This is a genomic window from Paenibacillus sp. 01L418 (assembly GCF_056400045.1).
In genome coordinates, this window is sequence record NZ_JBFTSN010000497.1 from 1 (window position 1) to 4,246 (window position 4,246).

Below are 4,246 nucleotides of genomic sequence, written 5' to 3' on the forward strand. Positions count from 1 at the left end.
GATGGACGTACCGCTGGTGTACCAGTTGTTCCGCCAGGAGCACCGCTGGGTAGCCAAGTACGGACGGGATAAGCGCTGAAAGCATCTAAGCGTGAAGCCCCCCTCAAGATGAGATTTCCCAGTATGTAAGACCCCTTGAAGACGACGAGGTTGATAGGTTCGGGGTGGAAGCACAGCAATGTGTGTAGCTGACGAATACTAATCGGTCGAGGGCTTATCCTAAACACGTTTACTGTGACCCATACATCCRGTAGACAGCAGCTAAAAAGGCCTCAGCAAGCCTAATCTTTCGTATCCAGTTTTCAATGTGCAAAACGCACAATGAAGCAAGACTCCCACTCGCAGTGGGTTTTAGTGTTTCCATGGAGGATTAGCTCAGCTGGGAGAGCATCTGCCTTACAAGCAGAGGGTCGGCGGTTCGATCCCGTCATCCTCCACCATAGTATGAGTCATTAGCTCAGTTGGTAGAGCACCTGACTTTTAATCAGGGTGTCGTAGGTTCGAATCCTACATGACTCACCATTTTTTAATCTCGGATGCGCGCGTATGGCGGAATTGGCAGACGCACTAGACTTAGGATCTAGCGGGCAACCGTGGGGGTTCAAGTCCCTCTACGCGCATCATAGTACGACAAAAGAAGTCTTGCTTAGCAAGGCTTTTTTTGTTGTTCAAAAGTAGGAAATGATATTCAAATGAGATGCTTTTGAGTAATTTTCATGAAATGGGTAACTCATATTGGTAAAACGTAATAAGGCTTCAGTTGTTATTACTCCGATCTCGTAAAAAATTCCTCTACGCCTCTCCCAAGCTTTTTAACCCTCTGCAGACAAGTATTATCATTCTAATATTTGGAATCTAATAAGAGACGAAGGTATGGGATGTTAAGAGCCCAATAAACACGTCTTAAAAATGAAGAGGGCTGCTCTATAATCGTACTGTGATTCGACTGCAAGTGTACTCATTGAAAAGGCGAACGCTTAGACAGCTGTTTGTCTAGGTATTACTAATATGTCAGATCGTAATGCTGCGGAAATTTATTCAATAATCTAGGGTAGATGTTCGAATGAATGCAAGTAGCTTTTTTTGACTATAACACTATATTAAATGTTCTAGTCTCTGTGCCTCTGGCGCACACACGACCGGCTGGTCATCGGTGCGTTTACATTAGTGATGTTTGTTCTTTAAGAGGAGAACTCTTTCCATTAAGACTGCACGTCTACCTGCGATAGAAGATGCTTTTTAACGTGGGTTTTACGGTGTTATGCCAATCTAGATACCCCGATCGTTCAATCCAATTCATGTATCTACGATACATCAAGCAGGGTGTCCCTGAAAATTAGTAATAAAAAATCTGTGATATAATATTAAGCAGCAATGCGAAATGGATTAACGGGCGGGGATATATATGAAATTGGAGCGATTGATCTCCATAATCTACAAGCTCCTGAATAACGAAGTTTTGTCTGCTTCTATGCTGGCTGAAGAGTATCAAGTTTCCCAAAGAACTATTTATCGGGATATCGATGTGATCTGCGCTGCGGGCTTCCCTGTCATATCGTATCAGGGAATGAATGGCGGATACGGCATAATGGACGGATACAAAATGGATAAAAGCTTGCTCGGTTCTTATGATGTCGATTCCCTAATCACCGTGCTCAGCAGCCTCTCCAGCGTGTTTAAAGATGAGCGTGCTCAGGGTACCATTGAAAGACTACAAACAATCGGACCCGAGCAGCAGATCCCCACTGTATCTGTCGACTTAGAAACCCGCCGGTCAGGGCCGGACGCGCTTCAACATTTACGTACGGGCATTACGGAGCGAAAAATCGTCCGTTTTGATTATATTAATGCTAATAATGATCGTACTTCCCGTGATATGGAACCCATACAGCTTCATTTCAAATATGGCAATTGGTACGTTTATGGCTTTTGTCGAACGCGTTGTGACTATCGGGAGTTCCGACTATCACGGATAATGAACTTAGTATTGACGCAGGAAGACTTTCAGCAGCACCACTTAGTGTCGAAAGAGCTTACTTTCACAAACAAGGAATGGTGCGATCTTTTGAAAGATGTTGTGATTCAAGTGGGACCGGAGGCTTTGGCGATAGCTATGGATCAGTTTCACCAAGCGGATATGCAATTTCATGCCGATGGAAATGCAACGATACGAATTCCAGTTTATAAACCACTTGAAGCAAGATGGCTATGGTCCATTCTTCTGAGCTTTGGCAGTGGCGCCGAAGTACTCGAACCTTATGCACTGCGAGGGATTTTAAAAGAACAGCTTCAAAATACACTCAAACTTTATGAAGAAGTATGACAGTCTGTTGTCATACTTCTTTTATTATTATAACTACAGAACCAAAATCAATTTATTAGAAATCAAAAGGAGAATTTACGAATGTCCAATTATCCAGTAGAAATGTTTCAATACCACACATGGGCCAACCAAACGATCATGGGGAGAATCAAGGAACTCCCTGCCTCTGTGCTAAGTCAAGAAGTAAACAGCTCATTTCCTACCCTTGCCCATGCCCTTAGTCATATCTATGCAGTGGATACGATGTGGTATAAGGTTTTAACAGGCACTGGTATGCGAGAGGCATTTCAAGAATGTATGTCGCTAAATGTGAGTATCCTGCATTCTGTAGATGAATACGCCAACAACTTCGCACAGTTATCGGAACAATACAGAGAATGGTTCCAAAGCGAAGCTGATTTGGAGCAAACCGTTTTGCTTGATAACCCATTTGCCGGAATTCGCCAAACACGCTTATCGGAAATTGTACTGCAAGTGGCCAATCATGGGACCTATCACAGAGGCAATATTTCTACAATGTTGCGCCAACTAGGCCACGCATCCGTCATGAACGACTATGCATTTTTTTGGTATCAGGAAGCTGCGGAATCCGTTTAAACACTGGCTCATCGTTTTGAAGATTTGGTGAGCGCAATGGATATTGTTTTGAATTAAATCAAATTATACTAAAAAGGTCGATACTTCTAAAAATAGGGGAGTCGACCTTTTTACTTCGATTTAATAGAAGAAATAAGTCACCATTGCTAGTTGAGATAAGTATCATTTTACCCTTTTGCTGATAGTATCAAGTTCGACTTGGGTCATACGTTGTATAATGAATTTAATTACACATTATAGTTAGAAGGAGCTTGAATTTTATCTATGGAAATTGAAAATCTAATTACAGTAAAATCGAGAGAAGATTTGAGGATTTGGCTACAGGAAAATGGAAATATTAAAAAATCTTGTTGGGTAGTAGTTAGCATGACGCCAAACCCAGATAAGTTGCTGTATTTGGACGCGGTCGAAGAATCTTTGTGCTTTGGATGGATTGATGGAGTGAAAAAGAAAATAACCGAAACTCAAATGGCGCAGAGACTATCACCTAGAAGCAAAAAAAGTTCATGGACTGAATTGAATAAAGAACGTGTCCGCCGCCTTGAAAAGTTGGGGTTAATGAGAGATGAAGGAAGAAAGGCACTTCCCGATATGGATTATGATTCTTTTAAAATAGACAAGGTTATAGAGCAAAGGCTCAAAGAGGAGAGACAGGTATTTGAGAACTTTTCGGCATTTCCAGCTCTTTATAAAAGAGTTCGGATCGACACGATACAAAGTAATAAAAACCAGCCGGAATTATTTAATAGTAGATTAGACAAATTCATTGCAAATACTAAGGAAAATAAAATGTACGGTCTATGGCATGATAATGGACGCCTCCTAGATTACTAAGATACGTTATTTTGTAGCGAGAAATTGTTTGTTGTGGTGGTTATATAAGCACGTCGAAATAGGCTATTTGTAATTAGTGGTTGTAGTCTTCTACTATACTAATTTTGATTTGTTTCAAATTAAAAACCCATCCTTTCATATGCGTGGTAGGATTATTTTAGTTCCTACACATACGAATAGGTCGGGGAGGTGCTTATGCTGGACGGTTCAGCTGCTATTGTGAATGTTGAATACGGATGGTCTTGGTCTAGAATAGAATGAACATTCGTGGAGGATGTAAAGCAAGGATTAATTCTGATTGTAAATAACGAACAGGTTACGTAGGTGATCTTAATAGATAAAGAGGAATTACTAATGGCTTTTTTAAAGTTAAGGACTTTGCACAGTTATAATTCATTTTAAAAAGCAATCGTATTTATGAATCAAGATGCTATTCCCCTGTAAATGAGTATCAGAAGCAAGTCACGGAATTCATACAAACCTGTACAGGGA

The 4,246-nt window shown here is 40.9% G+C and carries 3 protein-coding genes, 3 tRNA genes and 1 rRNA gene; all 7 read left to right on the forward strand.

Annotated elements, in window-relative coordinates; genetic code table 11:
* Positions 1-222, forward strand: a 23S ribosomal RNA gene (locus AC1DSE_RS31250); the annotation flags it as partial.
* Between the two features lie 142 nt (positions 223-364).
* A tRNA-Val gene (locus AC1DSE_RS31255) sits at positions 365-440 on the forward strand.
* Positions 441-446: 6 nt separating this feature from the next.
* Positions 447-522: transfer RNA gene (locus AC1DSE_RS31260), tRNA-Lys, on the forward strand.
* A gap of 18 nt (positions 523-540) precedes the next feature.
* Positions 541-620, forward strand: a tRNA-Leu gene (locus AC1DSE_RS31265).
* A 785-nt stretch (positions 621-1,405) separates the two neighbouring features.
* Positions 1,406-2,323: a helix-turn-helix transcriptional regulator gene (locus AC1DSE_RS31270; RefSeq protein WP_477512994.1), complete on the forward strand. Its 918-nt coding sequence runs from the start codon at positions 1,406-1,408 to the stop codon at positions 2,321-2,323.
* Between the two features lie 81 nt (positions 2,324-2,404).
* Positions 2,405-2,920 carry a DinB family protein gene (locus AC1DSE_RS31275; protein WP_477512993.1) on the forward strand — a complete coding sequence of 172 codons (516 nt, stop codon included), beginning with the start codon at positions 2,405-2,407 and terminating at the stop codon, positions 2,918-2,920.
* Between the two features lie 264 nt (positions 2,921-3,184).
* Positions 3,185-3,754 carry a YdeI/OmpD-associated family protein gene (locus tag AC1DSE_RS31280; protein WP_477512992.1) on the forward strand — a complete coding sequence of 190 codons (570 nt, stop codon included), beginning with the start codon at positions 3,185-3,187 and terminating at the stop codon, positions 3,752-3,754.
* Positions 3,755-4,246 lie beyond the last annotated feature (492 nt).

Bases quoted from the DNA above. Each gene is read 5' to 3' on its own strand.
- AC1DSE_RS31280 (WP_477512992.1), top strand. From the start codon at position 3,185: ATGGAAATTGAAAATCTAATTACAGTAAAATCGAGAGAAGATTTGAGG.
- AC1DSE_RS31270 (WP_477512994.1), top strand. From the start codon at position 1,406: ATGAAATTGGAGCGATTGATCTCCATAATCTACAAGCTCCTGAATAAC.
- AC1DSE_RS31275 (WP_477512993.1), top strand. From the start codon at position 2,405: ATGTCCAATTATCCAGTAGAAATGTTTCAATACCACACATGGGCCAAC.